This window comes from bacterium (genome assembly GCA_028821235.1).
GTDB lineage: Bacteria > Actinomycetota > Acidimicrobiia > Spongiisociales > Spongiisociaceae > Spongiisocius.
Genome location: JAPPGV010000041.1, coordinates 1 through 2,876, shown reverse-complemented (window position 1 = coordinate 2,876; position 2,876 = coordinate 1). Strand labels below are relative to the sequence as shown.

Here is a 2,876-nt window from a genome sequence, read left to right as displayed (position 1 = left end):
CGGAGGCGAGCATGAGCGAGAGCGAGTTCAGGCAGGACACCTACTACGAGGAGGGCTCCGACGCCGGCGGGATGCCGCAGAGCCACATCGAGGAGTTCCTCGGCAGCCCGGACAGCACGTGGCTGCTCAAGCTGGCCTTCCTCAAGGAGGACGGCTGGCCGATGGTGGTGCCGCTCTGGTACCAGTGGGACGGCGAGGCCTTCTACGTGGTGGGCCGCAAGCGCTCCGGCTGGGTGCATGACCTGGAGCGGAACCCGCAGTGCGCCGTCTGTATCGAGGAGACCGCCCACCCCCGTATCCGCAAGGTGCTGGCCCAGTGCACCGCCGAGATCGTGGAGGGCCCGGCCAAGGGCGAGGGCTCGAAGTGGGTACCAGTGGCCGATGAGATGGCGATCCGCTACACAGGGCCCTCGGGACCGGAGCAGCTGAAGGCGTCGTGGGACTGGGATCGTTACCTGGTGCGCCTGGTGCCCCGTGACGGCAAGCTGACCACCTGGCAGGGGGCCGACTGGGCGCTCCGTTACTTCGATGCGGGTCAGCGTCCCGACCTGGAGGAGAAGGCCCGGCAGCGGGAGGCCGGCGCCCGGTGAGGCGCCTGGCCGACCAGGCCGTCTCGCTGGCCCGGTCCGAGATCCGGGTCCTGTTCGACCGGGCCGCGACCCGTCCTGACACCATCCGCCTGGAGGTGGGTGAGCCCAGCTTCCCCACTCCCGAGCACATCGTGGCGGGCGCCCACGCGGCAGCCCGGGCGGGCTGGACCGGCTACGGGCCCAACGGCGGTCTGGACAGCCTGCGGGAAATGCTGTCCGCCAAGGTGGAGGAGGTGGACGGGTTCGCCGCCCCTCCCGACCGGATCGTGGTCACCCCCGGCGGGATGAACGCCCTCTTCTCCACCTACTTCGCCCTGCTCAACCCCGGCGACGAGGTGCTCCTGCCCACGCCCGGGTTCCCCAACATGGACGGCATGGTGCGCCTCCTGGGAGGAACGCCCGTGTTCTACCACCTGGAGGCTTCCAACGGCTTCCTGCCCGACCCGGAACGGCTCGGGGCCCTGATCTCGGACCGGACCACCATGCTCTTCGTCAACACGCCGTCCAACCCCACCGGGTCGGTGTTCCCCGCCGACCTGATGCGGGAGCTCGTGGAGCTATGCAACCGCCACGATCTGTGGTTGCTGTCGGACGAGGTCTACGACGAGTTGGTGCTGGACACCACGGCCTTCCACACCGCGGCCGCCCGTTACGACGAGGAGGACCGGGTGATCAGCGTCTACAGCTTCTCGAAGGTGTACGCCATGACCGGCTGGCGGGTGGGCTACGCGGTGGCGCCGCCCCCGGTGGCCGACCTGCTCCGCAAGCTCCAGGAGCCCCAGCTGTCGTGCCCGAGCACCATCTCGCAGAAGGCGGCCGAGGCGGCCCTGCTCGGACCCAGAGAGCCGATCCGGGCCATGCTCGACGCCTACCGGAGACGCCGCACGGCTGCAGTTCGCACCGCCACCGAGGCCGGGCTGGAGCTTGTGGCGCCCGCCGGCACCATCTACATGCTGGTCAAGGTCGACACGCACGGGCGGTCGATGTTCCGGTTCGCCCTCGACCTGCTCGACCGCCACGGAGTCAGCGTGGCGCCGGGATCGGTGTTCGGACCGGGCGGCGAGGGCTACGTCCGCATCTCGCTGGCCGCCGATGAGGACCGGATCACCGAGGGTCTCCGCCGGCTGGCCGTGGCATGTAGAGAGAGGACGCTGGCACCCGCATGACTGCCACTAGGACCGAAGACCGCCTCGACTCGTACCTCCGGGACCGCCAAGACGAGGTGCTCGAGTTCGCTAGGGAGCTGATCCGGACCCCGTCGCCCAACCCGCCCGGTGACGAGCGGGCCGTGGCCGACCTGGTCACCTCCCGGCTGGCCGACCTGGGGGTCACCAATGTGGAGCGGGTGGGAGCGACTCCAGAACGGCCCAACCTCATAGTCCGGATTCCCGGAACGGGCGGCGGTCCCACGCTGATGCTCTCCGGGCACCTGGACACCAAGCCGGCCGGAGACCTCACTGCGTGGAGGACCGACCCGTGGGATCCGGTCCTGGAGAACGGCAACCTGGTGGGGCTCGGATCGGGCGACATGAAGGCCGCCGTGGCCGCCATGGTCTACACGCTGGGCGGGATCGAGGCGGTCGGCCCGCTTGCCGGAGACCTGGTGGCGGTGTTTACCGCGGACGAGGAGGCGGGATCGCTGCTCGGCTCCAAATGGATGGCGGACAACGGCCTGCTGGAAGCCGACGTGGCGCTCATCGGGGAGCCCAGCGGCATCGAGCGGGAGTGGGAGTCGATCCACCTGGTGTCGAGGGGCGCGGCCCTCTTCAAGGTGAGGATCACCGGCACCCAGATGCACTCCTCCATCTCGGACCGCATCGAGGGGATCAACGCCACCGTCCAGATGGCCCGGCTGATCGACCGGATGGACCGGGACCTGGAGAGCTACCTGACCTACGAGCCGCATCCGCTCTGCCCCACCGGACCGACCGTCAATGTCGGCGTGATGGCCGAGGCCGGCGTGTTCTACGGGGTATATCCGGGCAACGCCGAGTTCGCCTGCGACATCCGCACCCTGCCCGGTATGGGAGAGCAGCAGCTGATCGACGACATAAACCGCTTCCTCACCGCCGCCATGACCGAGCAGCCGGACCTGGCGGCGGAACTGGTGTGGGAGCTGATGGTGCCCGCCACCGAGATTCCCGCTGACGAGCCCCTCGTGCCGATCCTCCAGGAGATCACGGCCCGGGTGCTGGGCCACGAACCGCGCCTCGACGCCTTTCCCGGCGCCACCGACGCGCCCCATTTCCAGCTGACCGCGGGGATCCCCTGCGTGGCGGCCTTCGG

Annotated in this window: 3 protein-coding genes; all 3 read left to right on the top strand. The window is 69.5% G+C overall.

What is annotated here, in order from left to right; translation table 11 throughout:
- On the top strand, nucleotides 1-590 hold a 590-nt coding region (locus OXK16_04890; GenBank protein ID MDE0375284.1), incomplete at its 5' end, for a pyridoxamine 5'-phosphate oxidase family protein.
- Complete coding sequence (locus OXK16_04885) at nucleotides 587-1,756, top strand: pyridoxal phosphate-dependent aminotransferase (protein ID MDE0375283.1); 1,170 nt, start codon at nucleotides 587-589, stop codon at nucleotides 1,754-1,756. The genes OXK16_04890 and OXK16_04885, both read left to right, overlap by 4 nt.
- On the top strand, nucleotides 1,753-2,876 hold a 1,124-nt coding region (locus tag OXK16_04880; protein ID MDE0375282.1), incomplete at its 3' end, for a M20 family metallopeptidase. The genes OXK16_04885 and OXK16_04880, both read left to right, overlap by 4 nt.